The following is a 16,855-nucleotide window of genomic DNA, read 5'->3' on the forward strand; positions in this document are numbered from 1 at the left end:
CTGGACACCATGCACGACGACAATCTTTCCCGCGCCGGTCTTTCCCGCGATGAGCTGGGTCTCGAGACGCTCGCCATCCGTGCCGGTCACCTGCGCGGTGCCGAGCAGGAACACGGCGAGCCCATCTACACCACCTCAAGCTTCGTCTATGGCAGCGCCGCTGAGGCCGCAGCCAAGTTCGGGGGCGATGAAGCCGGCAACATCTACTCGCGGTTCACCAATCCGACGGTGCGCTTCTTCGAGGAGCGCCTGGCGGCGATGGAAGGCGGTGAGCGTTGCGTGGCGACCAGTTCCGGCATGGCCGCGATCATGTCCACCGTGCTGGCATTGCTGGAATCCGGTGATGAAATCGTCGCATCGCGTTCCATCTTCGGCTCGAGTGTCAGCCTGTTCACCAAGTACTTCGGCAAGCTGGGCATCACCACGCGCTTCGTCGAACTGAAGGATCTGGACGCCTGGCGCGAGGCGATCACGCCGGCCACCAAACTGCTGTTTGCCGAGACGCCATCCAACCCGCTGTCCGAGCTTGGCGATATCCAGGCATTGGCGGCGCTGGCCCATGAGAACGACGCCTGGCTTGCCATCGACAACTGCTTCTGTACGCCGGCCCTGCAGCGCCCGCTGACGCTGGGCGCCGATATCGTCATCCACTCCGCCACCAAGTATCTCGATGGTCAGGGCCGGACGCTGGGTGGTGCCGTGGTCGGAAGCTCCTCGTTGATGGAGGAGGTCTATGGCGTGGTGCGGACCTGCGGGCCGTGCCTGAGCCCCTTCAACGCCTGGGTCTTCCTCAAGGGCCTGGAGACGCTGAACATTCGCATGGAAGCCCACTGTGCGCGCGCGCTGACACTGGCACATTGGCTGGAGGCGCATCCGGCCATCGAGCGGGTGCATTACTCCGGGCTTGAGAGTCATCCGCAGCATGAGTTGGCCAAGGCCCAGCAGAAGGCCTTCGGTGCAGTGCTGGGAGTGGTGGTCAAGGGCGGCCGCGAGGCGGCCTGGTCGGTGGTCGATGCGACGCGCATCCTGTCGATCACCGGCAACCTGGGTGACGTGAAGACCACCATCACGCACCCGGCCACCACGACTCACGGTCGCCTCAGCGATGACCAGAAAGCGGCCGCCGGCATCGAAGAGGGCCTGCTGCGTATTGCCGTCGGCCTGGAAGATCTCGATGACATCAAGCGTGATCTGGCGCGCGGGCTTGATCGTCTCGCGAGCTGAGCCCCGTAACGCCTGCTTTGCATACCAACGCCCGGTTCTGCCGGGCGTTGGTGTCTCTGGACAATTTCCCCCGGTGTTGCCCGCAAGGGTTGGCGTCCGTCCGGGCACTGGTTAAGCTCTTGCTCAAAGAACCTGCCAGCTCGAGGGGCAGGTGGAGACTGTCATCAGGAGCACCTCATGTGGCGTAATTCTCGACGGGGCTGGGGCTGGCCTGTCATCGTGATGCATTGGCTGTCGGCGCTGGCCATCGTCGGGCTCTTCGCGCTGGGCTGGTGGATGACGTCGCTTGGCTATTACGATGCCTGGTACCAGCTCGGTCCGTGGTGGCATCGCTCGGTCGGGGTGATATTGATGGTGCTGACGCTGGTGCGACTCGCCTGGCGCTGGAGCCAGACGACCCCGCAGGCTCACGGCACGCGCAATGAGCAGCGTGCGGCGCTGATCGGGCATGTACTGCTCTACGTGCTGATGCTGGTGGTGATGATCTCGGGTTACCTCATTTCCACCGCTGACGGGCGTGGCATCAAGGTATTCGATCTCTTCGAAGTGCCGGCAGTGATCTCGGGGCTGAAGGATCAGGCATCGCTGGCAGGTGAGGTGCATTGGTATGCTGCCTGTGTGTTGATCATCCTGTCGCTGGGGCATGCGGCGGCAGCATTCAAGCATCATCTGCTGGATGGGCAGGACACGTTGCGGCGCATGATTCGGCCGCTGCGCTGACGAAAAGGAAGGCGTTGGGTACGCTCGAACGCCAGATGTGACGAAACCTCTCAAGGAGCACCAACATGAACAAGACATCCTTCCTCGGCAAGTCACTGGTGGCAGGTCTCATGGCGGCGTCGTTGCCGCTGATGGCGGGTCAGGCACAGGCCTCCGATTACACGATCGATACCGATGGCCAGCACGCCTTCATCCAGTTCAAGATCAGCCATCTGGGCTATTCCTACGTGCTGGGGCAGTTCAAGGAGTTCAGCGGTGATTTCTCCTATGACCAGGGCAAGCCGGAAGATGCGAAGGTGTCGGTAGAGGTCGATGTCGATAGCCTGGACAGCGCCCACGCCGAACGCGACAAGCACATCAAGTCGGCCGACTTCCTGGATGTCTCCCAATATCCGACGGCGACCTTCACCTCGACCGGCTTCGAGTCTACTGGCGATGGTTCCGGCAAGCTGAAGGGTGACTTGACGCTGCACGGCCAGACTCAGCCCGTGACCCTGGATGTGGATCATATCGGTGGCGGTGAAGACCCGTGGGGCGGCTACCGTCAGGGCTTTGAAGGCACTACCACGCTGAAGCTTGCCGACTATGGTATCGATACATCCAAGCTTGGTCCGAATGCGGCCACCGTCGATCTGTACCTGGTCATCGAAGGCATCCGCCAGTAATGACGGCAAGCGCTGTGCAATCACACCACATGCTTCTCGACACAAATGCCCCTGCCAATCGGCAGGGGCATTTGTGTTTGTGCAAGGCGCTCGTGTCACATGGAGCGTCGTTCAGGCGTCAGCCGCGCAATGCCAGATAGCCACCCGCCCCGATCATTAGACCGCCGGCGCTGCGATTGAGGCGTCTGACCGCCTTCGCCGAACGCAGATAGCGGCGGACACGGCCCGCGAGATAGCCCACCGGCACCACGCCCAGCAGCAATGCGCTTAGGTTGAGTCCGGCGGCGATCACGATATCGCTACCGGTCAGCTGGGTGATATCCATGAAGGTGGGCAGGAAGGCGATATAGAACAGGATGACCTTGGGGTTGGAGGCCGAGATGAGAAAGCCCTGCAGAAACCCTTTCCACCAGTTGCCGCGTAGCCTGGGAACCTCAGCTTCCTCCAGCGTCGGTGAGCTCGTCCATAACTTGTAGCCGAGATAGAGCAGGTAGGCGGCACCCAGGATACGGATGACCACGAAGACCTCGCCCCAATGCGTGGCCAGGGCCGACAGGCCAAACACCGCCGCCAGCATGTAACAGACATCACTGAGGCTCATGCCCACGGCCATCGGCACGCAGGCATTGCCCCCCTGGCTCATGCCACGCGCCAGCAGCGCCAGGATGCCAGGCCCGGGGGTGATGCCAAACAGGAAGATGGCGATGAAAAAGGTCAGCCCGCTTTCAAAGGTCATGAGAGGTCCCTGATGCATAGAGGGAAGGACAGCGCCGCCGCAGCGACGATGCAAACAAACGCGGCTCGACGACTGACGAGCGCGCCAAGAGTGCCAAGTGCACGACACCAGAGTAATGCAAAGCGCGGTAGCGGGGGAGAGCAGAGCAAGAGGAGAGGATGAAGGAGGAGAAAGCGAGAACAAGGAAAGAGTGAAGAGTTGAGAAAGCAGAAAGCGGAAAGAAGAAAGAAGAGGAGAGAAGAATCATGTAACAGGGCAGAAGCATGATTCAGGACAAGCGCGAAGCGGGCGCTCTATGGCATATAGAAGCGCCAGCCGGTTGCCCGACTGGCGCTGGGTGCTGCATATGCACGTTTTCGTCGGCGCGCATCTTGTGACAGTGCGTCACCTGATGACAGGTTCTCCTTCTTCTTCCCTGCATCTGACGCCATGAGGCTCAGGTACTTGGATACCCATGCACTTTGATACTGAGATGTTCAGGTACACATGCGCTTGGGCGCTCAGGCGCTGAGAGCAGGGTTTCACGTATCGGGGGGCATCGGCATCGTGGCTTCTGCGCGGCGGGGCTTCAGATGAGACGACGCCGAAAGCTGCGAAGCGTCTCGCTGTGATGGCTCGCGAGCAATCCGTTGCTCACTCGCAGTCGTTGAGGACGGCGTCCGGGAAATGACGACGCAGCATGCGGTTCTGGAACTCGTCGATGAACGAGCAGTTGATGATGATGATGAAGCGCTCGAAGTGCTCGCCGGCGTTCTCCTGGGTGATGGAGCTGACACTATGGAACAACTGGTCATCGTGGATATGCAGGACCTCGCCCGGTGCCAGCTCCGTGGTGGTCAGCAGTTCCTTGCCTGCCTTGTCCTGATAGAGGGTGTTGATGGCGCCGCTGACATTCTCGCGGTTGAGCACCAGGATGCTCAGGTACTTGCAGCCATCGGCGTGGATGCCCTGACCCTGGAGAGGATCGATGGTGCCATCACCGCGCACGCCGGTGATCTGCATCAGGATCGGTTCACGCGGGCCGATACCCCACATGTCGGCCCAGGCCTTCACGAAGGCACGCACATCCTCACGCTCGGTGAAGCTTTCTTCCAGCGGTGCGTAATAGCGCAGACGGTCAGCCATGCTGGCGGCGTCATTGAACTTGCCGCCCTGTGCCATCGGACATTCTCCCAGCGTCTCGACTTCATGCTGGTCGTTCAGGTGCAGCCAGGACATGCGCTTCCAGCGGGTGTTGACGTAGGGGTCGCGCGGCAGGTCCTTCAGGAAGCCCTGCCAGGCCTCGAGGTCGATCTGGGAAGTGATGGAAGCCTTGCTCCAATGCTGGCGCGCCAGCTCCTCGTGGACTGCCTCCGGCCAGTACTGCGAGGCAAGCGGCAGGCGCAAGGGGGTGGTGTCCGTCTTGGGGGTCGGGTAGTGCTCCACCAGGCCACCCTGTTCCAGGGTGATCTTGCGGGAAGAGTCGGCCAGTTGACGTACGCCACGATTTGCGATGTTCATATGAAATTCCTCGACGTTTTGTGCGCTTGGGCGCAGATGGAAGGTGTTGCGTTGGCAACGTCGAGGAGAATGGGAAGGTGCGCACGAGATAGTCAAACCCGTACCATGGCGGTAACACGCTAATCTCGCGCAAGTATCATCAATATGGGTACATCGCCAATATCGAGGTATGAGTAATCTAATCGACTGGTATTATGTAAGTCATTGGCGCTATTCTTCGCGCTTTGCAGACGAGCAGCGCGACGCATGTGCAGGCCGTCTGGCACTGCATGAAGCGTTGAGGAGAGTCATCGAGAGGTGCTGCAAGACGCTGGGTTTACGCGCAGCAGACCCTTAGACTTTTCCCATGACGACAAGAACTCGTTCTGCGTGTGAGAGAACTCGTTCGAAGTGACATTCCGTCACGAGTGGATCTGCCCCGCCGAAGTCCGGCGAACAGGCGAAGGACGGCAGCGGAGGTATCCTTCAACATGGCTAAAGGGTTCCGCCAGGCCTTCAGGGCCGCCGGAATATTGTGCTCTCGTCCCGTCATCATTGCCGTGGTACTGACGTTGATGGTGGTGGTGATGTGGGGCCAGAGCATGCTGGGTCGATGGCCAACCGCGTTACTGATGGTGATTCTTGGCGCAACTGCGGGCATCATGCTATCTCGCAAGCGTCAGGTGTCACATCATCAGCATACGCAGGAGGCGGTCATGCAGACGAGTATGGTTGGCCTCTCGACCAGCAAGGGACTTCCCGTCAGTGATCAGCGCTTTCGAGAGCTGTTGGAAAGTCTGCCGCGCGTCGCCGTTCAGGGCTATGACAGCCAGCGCCGCGTCATCTACTGGAACGAGGCCAGCGAGCGGCTATACGGCTATAGCGAGCAGGAAGCTCGCGGACGATGCCTGGAAACTCTGGTGATCCCGGAGACGATGGCAGATGTCGTGGTGGACGCACACCATGCCTGGGTCTCTCAGGGTATCGAGATTCCCTCCAGTGAACTTGAGCTCAAGCACAAGTCAGGCGCCCCCGTGCCTGTCTTTTCCCATCATGTGATGCTGGGAGAGCGCACTGACAACCCGCTGATGTTCTGTATCGATATCGATCTGGCGGGTGAGCGCAAGGTCCAGCGTGATCTGGACTACATGACGCGTTTCGACCCACTGACGGAGCTGCCCAATCGCCAGACCTTCGAGAGCGAGCTCGGCGAGGCGCTCAGTGAATGTCAGCGGCATGACGACACCCTGATGGTGCTGTTTCTCGATATCGATCATTTCACCGAGATCAATGACACCCTCGGTTACGAGATGGGTGACCGCGTCATCCGTAGCGTGGCCAAGCGTCTGCAGGGCTTCCAGCGCAATCAGGATCTACTCTCGCGCTTTGGTGGCGATGAATTCGTGCTGGCGATGCCACGTCTGGATTACGAGAGTGATGCCCTGTCGGTGGTCGAGCGCATTCGTCAGGACTTCCAACGACCCTTCGAGATCGAAGGGCGCCAGTTGCTGCTGCGCCTGAGTATCGGCATCAGCCTGTATCCCGAGAATGGGAGCGAGGCGGCCGAGCTGGTGCGCAATGCCGATGTCGCCAAGCATCGTGCCAAGCTGGCCGGGCGCGATGGCTATCAGTTCTTCAATCAGGAAGTCCGCAACGAGATGCTGCATCAGCACCATCTGGCCGGACGCCTGCAGGCGCTGTTGAATCAGGATGGCGGAGGGGAATTGTCGCTGCATTATCAGCCGCAGGTGGCGGCGCGCAGTGAGCGCATCGAATCCTTCGAGGCGCTGCTGCGCTGGCATTCTCCCGAGGGCTATATTCCGCCCTCCGATTTCGTGAAGGTCGCCGAGCGCACCAACTTGATCGAACGTCTGGGAGACTGGGTCATCCGCCAGGCGTGTCGTCAGCAGGCCGAATGGCGCGCCATGGGTCTCAAGGGCTATCGGATCGACATCAACATCTCCGGACGCCAGGCCATCAGTTCGGACGTCTTCACCCGCCTTGAGGCCTATGTCGAGGAATACGGACTGACACCGCGGGACATCGGTATCGAGCTGACCGAGAACGTGTTGATCGATGCCGATATCAAGGTGCGCGACAGCCTGCGGGCGCTCTACGACCGTGGCTACAAGATCGCCATCGATGACTTCGGCACCGGCTATTCCTCGATGAGCTATCTCAAGTTGTTGCCTGTGACGGCGCTCAAGATAGATCGCTCCTTCGTGATCGAGTGCGCCCAGGAACCCAAGGACCGCGCCATCATGGAGGCTACGGTCTTCCTCGGTCATCGCCTCGGGCTGGAGGTGGTCGCTGAAGGGGTGGAGAACGAGCAGCAGCTGGAGTTGCTGCGCGAGATGCGCTGTGACCTGATCCAGGGCTATTACTTCTACAAGCCGATGGCGGCCACGGATATTCAGCGTCTGTTACTCGGTGGCAACAATCCGCCGAATCGCGCCTCGGGGGCCCTCGCCTCGGACAAGGGCGCTGCAGCCCCTGGCTGTCACTGATACCAGTCGGCCATGCGAGCGATTGATGGTGCTTCTCCAGCAAAGGTCTGTTGCTGTTTGGGCCCTTTTTTGTTCGCGGACTAAAAGATATGATGCTGACAGTTGAAACGCGTCAGGCCGTCACCCTTCATCTCGAGTCCTCCATCTCGGATAAGGACTGGCCACCTGACGTGAAGTCTTCGAGTCGAGCCAGCCATGGCTCCTCGATCATTTCTGCTGAGGGTGGCTGCGTCGTTCAATGCGCAGGGTTGTTCGCCCATCCTCGCTTCCAGCCTGCGTTGCAGGTTGCGATGGTTCCTTGAGCGGATTCACGATCTTTCCGGCGCTATCCTCTGGATACATGTCCGGGCAAGCCAGTCCTTGTGACTGGCTTTTTTTATGCCCGTCACAAAGTGTGGCTAGTGAGGCGGTGCCGTCGCCAGTTCCCGGGCGAGCCATTCGCCCAGCGCCTCGGCATGCGGGTGGCGAGCGCGAGCGCGGCCGACCTGCGGCAAGGTCAGCGTCAGGCATGCCTCGGTCTCGACGAACCCCCAGGGGGCCACGAGGCGCTTGCTGCGCAGGTCTTCCTCCACCAGATAGTCCGGCGCGATGCCGACGCCCAGCCCGACCAGTGTCGCCTCGAGCAGGTAGTTGAGGTGTTCGAAGCCTTGCGCGTAATCAAGCCCCTCACTGGATAGCCCTTGGCGTGAGCACCAATCCGGCCAGGCTTGCGGGCGTGATCCGGTATGCAGCAGGGGCAGGCCCAGCAGAACCTCGGGGGAAGGGGGGCTGGATGCCTCATCGAGCCACTCGCTGTCGGGCCGCAGTACGGGCCCGATGCGCTCGGTGCCCAGCACGCGCGTCTCCTGATGCTCGGCGTCATCAAAGGGCGGCGTCTGGAAGCGCAGGACACCGTCCACGCCATTGCGCAGCCCTTCGTTGTCATCACTGGCGGTCAGGTGCAGCTCGAGTTCCGGCAGGGCGTCCTTGAGTGCCCCCAGTCGCGGAATGAACCAGCGTGCCAGAAACGACCCCGGGCAGCTCAGCACGAAGGGCGCCCGCGCATCACTGCGTGCCAGTGCTCCGCACACGCGTGCCAGGCCGCCAAGGTGATGACGGGTCGCGGTTGCCAGCTCACGACCGGCCTGTGTCAGTGTCAGGCCACGGCCGGCGCGATCGAACAGGCGTGTGCCGAGTGCGTCTTCCAGCTGGCGGATCTGACGGCTGACGGCACCGTGGGTTACATGTAGCTCCTCTGCGGCGCGCGAGGCGCTCTCGTGGCGAGCTGCCACATCGAAGGTGCGCAGTGCATTGAGGGGAGGCAGTAGCTCGGTGCGCTCCATGGTGTATCTCCTGAGCAAGTGCTGGGCGAGTGCTGGGCGAGTGCTGGGCGTGTCATTGGCATGGAAAGGGTGACTGCGCGGCAGTGACCGTCTCGACAATGTGTGAGTTTTTCTCACGTATCTTGGCGAATTTATCGTTTTTCTTCCAGTGCCTGTAGCGCTAGGATGATCACCATATCGCTGGCCCCGCAGATGCCTTGCGCAGTATGTGGGACCAGCCACTGACACGATTCGAGGAGTTCAGCATGAGCCAGACGACTGCTACCCCCAGCCTGCGCCAAGGGCCTGATGCCAAGGGTTTCTTCGGTGATTTCGGCGGCCGCTTCGTTGCCGAGACGCTGATGCCGTTGATCCTGCACCTGCAGCGCGAGTATGAAGCCGCCAAGCAGGATCCGGCATTCGCCGAGGAGCTGGCTGGCCTGTCCGCGGACTATGTCGGCCGCCAGAGCCCGCTGTATTTCGCCGAGCGCCTGACCGAGCAGCTGGGCGGCGCCAAGATCTATCTCAAGCGTGAAGACCTGATGCATACCGGGGCGCACAAGATCAACAATGCGCTGGGCCAGGTACTGCTCGCTCGCCGCATGGGCAAGCAGCGCATCATCGCCGAGACCGGTGCCGGCATGCACGGTGTGGCGACTGCCACCGTGGCGGCGCGTTTCGGGCTGGACTGCGTGATCTACATGGGCTCCACCGATATCCATCGTCAGCAGCCCAACGTGCAGCGCATGCAGCTGCTGGGCGCCAAGGTCGTGCCTGTCACCGCCGGTGATGGCACGTTGAAGGACGCCATGAACGAGGCGCTGCGCGACTGGGTCACCAACGTCGATGACACCTTCTACATCATCGGTACCGTCGCCGGGCCGCACCCGTACCCGCAGCTGGTGCGTGACTTCCAGTCCATCATCGGTCAGGAAACCCGCGTGCAGCTGCAGGAGAAGGAAGGGCGTCTGCCGGATTCGCTGGTTGCCTGCATCGGCGGCGGCTCCAATGCCATGGGCCTGTTCCACCCGTTCCTCGATGAGGAAAGCGTCGAGATCATCGGTGTCGAAGCGGCGGGTGAAGGCCTGGAGACTCCGCGCCATGCCGCCAGTCTCAAGGGCGGCCTGCCGGGCGTACTGCATGGCAACCGCACCTTCCTGCTGCAGGATGAAGAAGGGCAGATCGGCGATGCGCACTCCATCTCCGCCGGGCTCGACTATCCGGGTATCGGTCCGGAACACGCATGGTTGCATGACATCAAGCGTGCCGAATATGTCGCCGCGACCGACCAGGAAGCGCTGGATGCTTTCAAGATGCTGTGCCGTCTGGAAGGTATCATTCCGGCGCTGGAGTCCTCCCACGCGCTGGCGGAAGTCATCAAGCGTGCACCGGGCCTGCCGAAGGACCACCTGATGGTGGTCAATCTGAGCGGCCGTGGTGACAAGGACATGGCCACCGTGACTCATCACTTGGCCGATGAGCTGGGCCTGAACCCTGATGGTGAGTAAGCCAGGGCCTGTCACGTGTTGCCCGGCGTCAGAGTCGTCAATCGCTGATCGAATCTGAGCGCCCTCTGCCTTCTTCGCCTGCAGGTGTCATCGATGCCTGCAGGCCAGCAAATTCGGAGTCTATTGATGAGCACTTCCGCTATCGACACTACTGCCAGCAGCCGTCTTGATCGTCGTTTCGCTGCCGTGCGTGATGAGAATCGCGCTGCGCTGGTGACCTACATCACTGCGGGCGACCCCGGCTACGATGCCAGTCTCGCGACCTTCCTCGGCATGGCCAAGGCCGGTGCCGATGTCATCGAGCTGGGCATGCCGTTCACCGACCCGATGGCCGATGGTCTGGCGATCCAGCATGCCACCCAGCGTGCCCTGAAGGCCGGCCAGACCATGGACCGCACCCTGGCGATGGTCACGGAATTCCGCAAGCAGGATCAGGACACCCCCATCGTGCTGATGGGTTACTACAACCCGATCTATCGTCGCGGTGTGGCCACCTTCCTCGAGCAGGCAAGCGAGGCCGGAGTCGACGGACTGATCGTCGTCGATCTGCCACCGGAGCACGATGACGAGCTGTGCGTCCCGGCCAGCGAAGCGGGCATCAGCTTCATTCGTCTCGCCACTCCGACCACGGACAGCGAGCGTCTGCCAGGTGTGCTGGCCAACACCTCGGGCTTCCTCTACTACGTCTCCAGCAATGGCGTGACCGGTGGCGCGGCACCGACTGCCGAGAAGGTCGAGGCCGAGGTCGGTCGCATTCGTGAACATACCGACATTCCGGTCGCGGTCGGCTTCGGTATCCGTACCGCGGAACAGGCAGCACGTATCGGGCGCTTCGCTGATGGCGTGGTGGTCGGTTCCGCCCTGATTGACCTGCAGGCCAATGCCGAGACACCGGAGCAGGGTACTCAAGCCGTGCACGCCCTGACCCGTGAGCTGGCTGATGCCCTGAAGACCGCGCGTCAGTGATCGCTGGTCAGCGGACAGCACGCCCCTCGCAGGGGCGATAGTTGGATAGATAGACAGCAACGCCTCGAACCCTGTTCGGGGCGTCGCTGTTTGTGGGGAACGCGCTATCGGCACGACGCGGCGTGTCACGCCCAACGTCTAGTTTTTACTCTCGCTCTCGCTCTTGCTTTCATTCTTGTGAAGCTTGCGCTGGCAGGATCTCGGCCAACCAGTGTGCGATCCGCCCACGTACCTGCTCTCTGTCGTGCCATTGCAGCAGCAGGTGGGGAGCCTCGGGCAGGTAATGAATCTCGAGCGTATCGCGTGAGGCGCTCGGCCAGTCCCTGACCAGCCGCTCGATGGCCACGCGGGGCACGGTGTCATCACGATCACCATGCAACAGCAGGGCGGGCGGCAGTCGTGTGTCAGCAGAAAGATTCGCGATCTCATCACTGGCGTGATCCGTCAAGCGGATCAGGCCGTAATAGGCGTCAAGGCGCACGGAATGCACGACGCGTGAATCCTCGGCCAATCGCCTGGCGGCTGCGGGCTGGAGTTCTCCTTGGGGGTACCTGCGTGGTACCTCCACGCTGGTCGTGGGGATCAGATGCGCCGCCGTCCAGAGTCCTGCGTTGTATAGATAGCGCCAGCGGATGCCGCCGCGGACGCCCGGGGCGGCGAGCAGGTTACCGTCGATCGACAGCTCCGGGTGGTGGGCGAGGGCATTGAGTATCACCGAGCCGCCCATGCTTTCGCCCGCCACGATCAAGGGGAGGCTCGGGTGGCGCTGGCGCAACACCGTAATGGCGTCCACCAGGTCCTCGATCAGCAACGGGGACTCCGGCCATTGCCCTTGCTGGCTGGACTCCCCGAAGCCGCGTTGGTCATAGGCATAGGTCACGATGCCTTGATCTGCCAGCCATGGACCTAGATCGGCATATGCCAGGCGAAAGTCGCCGTAGCTGTGCAGGCCAAGCAGCATGGCGCGTTGAGGGGTTGCCTGCGCAGGTTGCCATGACTCCCATGCCAGTGACGTGGCATCTCGGGTCACGAGCTGGGATGAGGTGGAGGATTCCTCAAGATAGGGAGCCTGGTGGATGTCATTGGCCGCAAGGTAGTGCGGCCCGCATCCCGATAGCAGCATGCAGAGTGAGACTGACATGCAGGACAGCAGAGCGTTCAAGGCATGGCTCTCCGTGGCGAATGGCGTGAAGTGTTTCCTACGCCCGACGCTATCGTATGGATCATGCTGTCAGGGCGTCTGAAAGGTGAGCACTGTCCATGTTGTGGCAGTGATCGCACTCGATTCAAAGGGCTGTGCGATGCTCGAGTGCCGGATGATGGTCGATGCCAGTGCTGATCGAATGACGCTGGACCCATATTCAACGCATCGCATTGGGTTAATATTACGGAGACATAGGCCGCATACTGGTGCCGAGGAGCAGGCACGCTGGTGCTGGTAATTCGCCGAGTCCAGCACAAGACTCGACATGTCATCCAGCCAGGATCGCAGAGGAGTCTGCTGAGGATACGCCAGTGAGTGACACCACATCGTTTGGCACCATGCCGAGCACTTCCCGGCCGGCCAATGGTCAGGAAGCCGAAGGCTTGCTGAATCAGCTGCTGGATCACACCAGCAACGGCGTCTGTTGCTACGACCTCGAAGGGCGCATTCGCTGGGTCAACCCCGCCTTTGAGCAGCTTCTCGGCTATCGAGAGCAGCAGGTGATCGGCAAGGTGCCCAGTGAATTCCTGATGGGACCGGCATCCGATCTGCTGGTCATCACCCGATTGCGTGAACAGCGGCGCCGCGGCGAACCCAGCGATGAGGAGCTGGTGCATTACGACAGCAATGGCCAGCCCCTGCGATTGCGGCTGCGCTGTATTCCGCTCAAGGATTCCAGGGGGCGGGTGGAAGGGTATCTGGGGTTGCAGACGGACATTACCCAGATGCACAGGGCCTTGATGTTGAGCCATTCCCAGCTCGAGCTGCTGGAAGCCGTGGCGGCAGGCCAGTCTCTGGACAAGACATTGCGAGACCTGTGTCTGACCATCGAAGGCGCCGCGGTTCACGTGCGCTCCTCGTTGCTGCTGCTGGATGATGTAGGCCGCACCATCGTGGCAGGTCAGGGACCCAGTCTGCCGGCAAGCTTCATGCTGTTCACCCGCGGCTTGAAGATCGGGGAAGGTGTGGGCACCTGTGGGACGGCGATGTGGCGGCGCGAGCCGGTCATGACGCCTTCCATCGCTCAGGACCCTGCCTGGGAGGGCTTCCGGGAGCATCCGCATGCGTTGGGGCTGGATGCCTGCCTGTCGATGCCGATTCTCGATGGCGATGATAACCCCCTGGGCAGCTTTGCCTTCTATGCCGAGACGGGCGAGGTCTTCGATGCGACCCACCATGGCTTGCTCGAAGTGGCGGTCAAGGTGGCCAGGCTGGCGATCGAACGCTATCGACGTGACCAGCAACTGACGCATCAGGCCTTGCATGATTCGTTGACCGGCTTGCCCAATCGGCGTCTCGTGCGGCGTCATCTCTGTGAGCTGGCGGAGCATGCCCGGCCAGGAGAGATGGGCGCGCTGATGTTTCTGGATCTCGATCACTTCAAGCGCCTCAACGATATTCTCGGCCACGATGCCGGCGACCTGGCGCTCAAGCAGGTCGCCTCGCGTCTGGCAGAGATGCTGGGTTCGCAGGACTTCCTCGCGCGCCACGGGGGAGACGAGTTCATCGTGCTGCTGGCACCGAGAGCCGGTGGGCCGCGCGAAGCGGCTACCCGGGCGCGTCAGGTGGCGGAGCTGATGCTGGAGCGACTGCAGGAGCCGTTGGAGCTTGAAGGGCGAACGCATCAGTTGACCGGCTCGTTGGGCATCACGCTCTATCCGCGACACGAGAAAGGCTATGGGGCCTGCTCGCAGCAAGTGTTGCCGACCGGCAAGGCGGAGCGTGACGAGATTGATAGAGAAGAAGGCGATGCCTGGAGCCACCTCCTGCATCAAGCGGATATCGCGCTCTATGAAAGCAAGGGGGCCGGGCGTGCACGGCTGTGTTTCTTCGCCCCCGAGATGCGCCAGCGCATCATCGATGCCGCCCGAATGGAACACGCGCTGCGTGAGGCCGTGTCTCGCCAGCAGCTGAGCGTCTATCTTCAGCCGCAATTTTCCCTGCCCGAAAGTGGTGAGCCGCAGCTGTGTGGCGCCGAGGCATTGCTACGTTGGCATGATCCGCAGCTGGGGATGGTCTCGCCAGCGACCTTCATCCCCATCGCGGAGGAGTCCGGGCTGATTGTCGAGCTGGGGCATTGGGTGCTGGAGCAGGTCTGTCGCGCGCTTGCCGCCATGACCGCCCGAGGACATGCGCTACCGATGGCGGTCAATGTCAGTCAGGTGCAGTTCCGTAGCAGCGAGTTCGTGCCGCAGGTCACCAAGCTGCTGGCGCAACATGACTTCGCGCCTGAGCTCTTGCGTATGGAAATCACCGAGAGCCTGGCGACGGATGATGAAGCGGCAATGCTCGAGAAGATTGACCAGCTGGCAGCCTTGGGCCTGAGCTTCTCGATTGATGATTTCGGCATCGGCTACTCGAATCTGTCGCGTCTGCGTCGCATGCCGCTCAAGGAGCTGAAGATAGATCGCAGCTTCATCAATGACCTGTCTCATGAGGATTCGCCAGACACGCACACCACAGGCAACGAGATCGTGCGTGCCATGCTGATGATGGCGCGCGCCCTGTCACTCGATGTCGTGGCGGAAGGCGTGGAAGAGGTAGAGCAGCTCGAAGTCTTGCGGCGCATGGGCTGCGAGCGAGTCCAGGGCTACCTGCTGGGGCGCCCGCGTCCGATGGCAGAGGTGATTGGCGACGCGGAAACCCGATTGTCGAAAGGATAGGGAAGGCATGTTCATGAGGCTGTCTCGGCCAGCCAGGGGGCATGACACCGAAATCAGGCGTCGAGCATGCCCTCAGGTTATTGATCCGGTGCCTGAAGCATGTGGCCGACGACAGGGGGCGTGATGCTGGAGGCGCAGCAATTGTCGGGTTTATCTCGCCACTTCAATGGCTTATACTTCCGCTCGCTACGCCCCCTTAGCTCAGCTGGATAGAGCGGCCCCCTCCTAAGGGGCAGGTCGCAGGTTCGACTCCTGCAGGGGGCGCCAAGTCCCTCTTTTTCCCTGCTTTACCCTCCTCTTATATTCTCGTAACTCCTTGTTTTACCTTTATTTCGTCCGTAATGCTGTATATTTATACATGCATCCACTCTAGAGGCCCGTGTATGGTGTGGTGTATGGTGAGGTTCCACCATACATGGGCACCATACATGAAGCGTGATGCTATCAAGCGGCGACCGCTTGCAGACACCGTGTTGTCTACCCTCGAGCCAGAAGCGCGTGAGTATCGTGAGGCCTATGGCCTGGACCGTCTCTACTTCGTCGTGTCGCCAACTGGCCGCAAGCGCTGGGAGGTTCGCTACAAACACCCGATCACGCAAAAGTGGTCGTTCATGGGGGTAGGGGGTTACCCGGACACCAAGGCCAAGAAAGCGCGAGCTCAAGCTATCCAGATTGCCGAGCTGGTAGCCGACGGCATTGATCCCCGGGAGCACCTTAGAGGGGGCGGTGGTGTCCGGACCTTTGGGGTGGTCGCGGAGCAGTGGTACGAGCACAAGCAGATGCAGGGGAGATCGGCCAAGACGCTGACCAAGATGAGGCATTGGCTCGATAATGATGCGTTGCCTGCACTGGGAGATATGGCAGTTGCTGATGTGTCACGGGCTGACTGCGTGCGCGTTCAGAAAGGCATTGAGGCCCGCAAGGCTTTCAATATTGCCGAGAAGTCCCGAGCTTTTCTGCGCCGGATCTTCGACTTCGCCATTGCTCACGGCTATTGCGAGAACAACCCAGCTTCGAACCTGCTGGACGTTGCGGCGCCGGCACCTGTCTCCAAGCCTCGTCCTCATCTACTGGAAGAAGATCTACCAGACTTTCTGCGTGCGCTGCGTATGACAACCAGCCGCCGGTCTACTCGCTTGGCTGCTTGGATGGTCGTGTGGACGGCATCGCGGCCAGGCATGGTGCGATGGATGGAATGGACCGAGATCAAGGGCAAGTCGTGGCACATCCCCGCGGAGAAGATGAAGATGCGCCGCGATCATGTCGTGCCACTTTGTCGTCAAGCACTGCAAGCACTTGAAGAGATGCGTCCTCTTTCTGGACGATCGAAGTATGTATTCACTGGGGAGGGGGCAAAGCTACCTGTCCTGTCGGATGCAGCGATCAATCGCTGCTTCTCGAATGCAGGGTATAAGGAGAGGATGACGGGGCATGGAGCCCGCCACACGGCCAAGACGCTGCTGAGTGAGCATGGGTGGCCGTTACAGTGGACGGAGATACAGCTTGCGCACAAGCCGATCGGGTTGGAGGGCGTGTACAACCAGGCGTCGTACCTTGAGCAGAGACGGAAGATGATGCAGTGGTATGCCGACTACCTTGAGGCACTGGAAGTCGGCATGACCAAGGCCAAGCGGGACAAGTTCAAGCGTCGTCAGCGGGACGTAACTGCGTAGCCCATTGGCTCATCCATGCTTCAACCTCATGCTCATACCAATAGTTGGTCGAGGCTCGGCCAATGCCATCCTTGATGGGGCGCGGGAAGTTGGAATCTTTCACAAGCAGCTTCTCAAGTGATGAGCGGCTGCGGCCTATCTTCTCGCAGACTTCACGGGTGCGGAGGAAGCGCAGCGGCTGGTGAGTGGCTGTGTCTGTCATGGTCATC

General features: G+C 61.1%; 13 protein-coding genes and 1 tRNA gene. 9 read left to right on the forward strand and 5 right to left on the reverse strand.

Annotated elements, in window-relative coordinates; genetic code table 11:
* Positions 1-9: 9 nt before the first annotated feature.
* From CDPAHKCJ_RS08285 to CDPAHKCJ_RS08295, 3 genes are all read left to right on the forward strand, one after another.
* Complete coding sequence (locus CDPAHKCJ_RS08285; protein ID WP_166019381.1) at positions 10-1,224, forward strand: O-succinylhomoserine sulfhydrylase; 1,215 nt, start codon at positions 10-12, stop codon at positions 1,222-1,224.
* A gap of 177 nt (positions 1,225-1,401) precedes the next feature.
* Positions 1,402-1,944 carry a cytochrome b gene (locus CDPAHKCJ_RS08290; protein WP_166019382.1) on the forward strand — a complete coding sequence of 181 codons (543 nt, stop codon included), beginning with the start codon at positions 1,402-1,404 and terminating at the stop codon, positions 1,942-1,944.
* 65 nt (positions 1,945-2,009) lie between these two features.
* Entirely contained in the window at positions 2,010-2,609 is a 600-nt protein-coding gene (locus tag CDPAHKCJ_RS08295) for a YceI family protein (protein WP_043336921.1), read from the forward strand.
* Between the two features lie 118 nt (positions 2,610-2,727).
* Here the strand turns inward: CDPAHKCJ_RS08295 and CDPAHKCJ_RS08300 are convergent, their stop codons facing one another.
* Complete coding sequence (locus tag CDPAHKCJ_RS08300) at positions 2,728-3,345, reverse strand: LysE family translocator (RefSeq protein WP_166019383.1); 618 nt, start codon at positions 3,343-3,345, stop codon at positions 2,728-2,730.
* A gap of 633 nt (positions 3,346-3,978) precedes the next feature.
* Positions 3,979-4,845 (reverse strand): 2OG-Fe dioxygenase family protein, encoded by an 867-nt coding sequence (locus CDPAHKCJ_RS08305; RefSeq protein ID WP_084589647.1) that lies wholly within the window; start codon positions 4,843-4,845, stop codon positions 3,979-3,981.
* Between the two features lie 695 nt (positions 4,846-5,540).
* Here CDPAHKCJ_RS08305 and CDPAHKCJ_RS08310 point away from each other — a divergent pair.
* Positions 5,541-7,331, forward strand: a complete 1,791-nt coding sequence (locus CDPAHKCJ_RS08310) for an EAL domain-containing protein (RefSeq protein WP_225347763.1) — start codon at positions 5,541-5,543, stop codon at positions 7,329-7,331.
* A 398-nt stretch (positions 7,332-7,729) separates the two neighbouring features.
* On the opposite strand, the gene CDPAHKCJ_RS08315 is transcribed toward CDPAHKCJ_RS08310, so the two are convergent.
* Positions 7,730-8,653: a LysR family transcriptional regulator gene (locus tag CDPAHKCJ_RS08315; protein WP_166019384.1), complete on the reverse strand. Its 924-nt coding sequence runs from the start codon at positions 8,651-8,653 to the stop codon at positions 7,730-7,732.
* Positions 8,654-8,898: 245 nt separating this feature from the next.
* On the opposite strand from CDPAHKCJ_RS08315, the gene trpB reads away from it, so the two are divergent.
* Positions 8,899-10,140, forward strand: coding sequence for a tryptophan synthase subunit beta (gene trpB / locus CDPAHKCJ_RS08320; protein ID WP_054554923.1), 1,242 nt, complete (start codon positions 8,899-8,901; stop codon positions 10,138-10,140).
* A gap of 126 nt (positions 10,141-10,266) precedes the next feature.
* Positions 10,267-11,106: a tryptophan synthase subunit alpha gene (gene trpA / locus CDPAHKCJ_RS08325; protein ID WP_166019385.1), complete on the forward strand. Its 840-nt coding sequence runs from the start codon at positions 10,267-10,269 to the stop codon at positions 11,104-11,106.
* 169 nt (positions 11,107-11,275) lie between these two features.
* Here trpA and CDPAHKCJ_RS08330 read toward each other — a convergent pair whose 3' ends face one another.
* The gene (locus CDPAHKCJ_RS08330) at positions 11,276-12,247 is read right to left on the reverse strand and encodes an alpha/beta fold hydrolase (RefSeq protein ID WP_166019386.1); all 972 of its coding nucleotides are present in this window, start codon (positions 12,245-12,247) and stop codon (positions 11,276-11,278) included.
* A gap of 374 nt (positions 12,248-12,621) precedes the next feature.
* On the opposite strand from CDPAHKCJ_RS08330, the gene CDPAHKCJ_RS08335 reads away from it, so the two are divergent.
* From CDPAHKCJ_RS08335 to CDPAHKCJ_RS08345, 3 genes are all read left to right on the forward strand, one after another.
* Complete coding sequence (locus tag CDPAHKCJ_RS08335; protein WP_166019387.1) at positions 12,622-14,973, forward strand: EAL domain-containing protein; 2,352 nt, start codon at positions 12,622-12,624, stop codon at positions 14,971-14,973.
* A 190-nt stretch (positions 14,974-15,163) separates the two neighbouring features.
* Positions 15,164-15,240 (forward strand) — tRNA-Arg (locus CDPAHKCJ_RS08340).
* A 161-nt stretch (positions 15,241-15,401) separates the two neighbouring features.
* Positions 15,402-16,646, forward strand: coding sequence for a tyrosine-type recombinase/integrase (locus CDPAHKCJ_RS08345; RefSeq protein ID WP_166019388.1), 1,245 nt, complete (start codon positions 15,402-15,404; stop codon positions 16,644-16,646).
* On the opposite strand, the gene CDPAHKCJ_RS08350 is transcribed toward CDPAHKCJ_RS08345, so the two are convergent.
* Positions 16,615-16,848, reverse strand: coding sequence for an AlpA family phage regulatory protein (locus tag CDPAHKCJ_RS08350; RefSeq protein WP_166019389.1), 234 nt, complete (start codon positions 16,846-16,848; stop codon positions 16,615-16,617). The genes CDPAHKCJ_RS08345 and CDPAHKCJ_RS08350 overlap by 32 nt on opposite strands.
* Between the last annotated feature and the right edge of the window lie 7 nt (positions 16,849-16,855).

The organism is Cobetia sp. MB87 (genome assembly GCF_011319755.1).
GTDB lineage: Bacteria > Pseudomonadota > Gammaproteobacteria > Pseudomonadales > Halomonadaceae > Cobetia.

Coding starts and splice junctions, on each gene's coding strand:
- CDPAHKCJ_RS08285 (WP_166019381.1), top strand. CDS start 10: ATGCACGACGACAATCTTTCCCGCGCCGGTCTTTCCCGCGATGAGCTG.
- CDPAHKCJ_RS08290 (WP_166019382.1), top strand. CDS start 1,402: ATGTGGCGTAATTCTCGACGGGGCTGGGGCTGGCCTGTCATCGTGATG.
- CDPAHKCJ_RS08295 (WP_043336921.1), top strand. CDS start 2,010: ATGAACAAGACATCCTTCCTCGGCAAGTCACTGGTGGCAGGTCTCATG.
- CDPAHKCJ_RS08300 (WP_166019383.1), bottom strand. CDS start 3,345: ATGACCTTTGAAAGCGGGCTGACCTTTTTCATCGCCATCTTCCTGTTT.
- CDPAHKCJ_RS08305 (WP_084589647.1), bottom strand. CDS start 4,845: ATGAACATCGCAAATCGTGGCGTACGTCAACTGGCCGACTCTTCCCGC.
- CDPAHKCJ_RS08310 (WP_225347763.1), top strand. CDS start 5,541: ATGCAGACGAGTATGGTTGGCCTCTCGACCAGCAAGGGACTTCCCGTC.
- CDPAHKCJ_RS08315 (WP_166019384.1), bottom strand. CDS start 8,653: ATGGAGCGCACCGAGCTACTGCCTCCCCTCAATGCACTGCGCACCTTC.
- trpB (WP_054554923.1), top strand. CDS start 8,899: ATGAGCCAGACGACTGCTACCCCCAGCCTGCGCCAAGGGCCTGATGCC.
- trpA (WP_166019385.1), top strand. CDS start 10,267: ATGAGCACTTCCGCTATCGACACTACTGCCAGCAGCCGTCTTGATCGT.
- CDPAHKCJ_RS08330 (WP_166019386.1), bottom strand. CDS start 12,247: ATGTCAGTCTCACTCTGCATGCTGCTATCGGGATGCGGGCCGCACTAC.
- CDPAHKCJ_RS08345 (WP_166019388.1), top strand. CDS start 15,402: ATGAAGCGTGATGCTATCAAGCGGCGACCGCTTGCAGACACCGTGTTG.
- CDPAHKCJ_RS08350 (WP_166019389.1), bottom strand. CDS start 16,848: ATGACAGACACAGCCACTCACCAGCCGCTGCGCTTCCTCCGCACCCGT.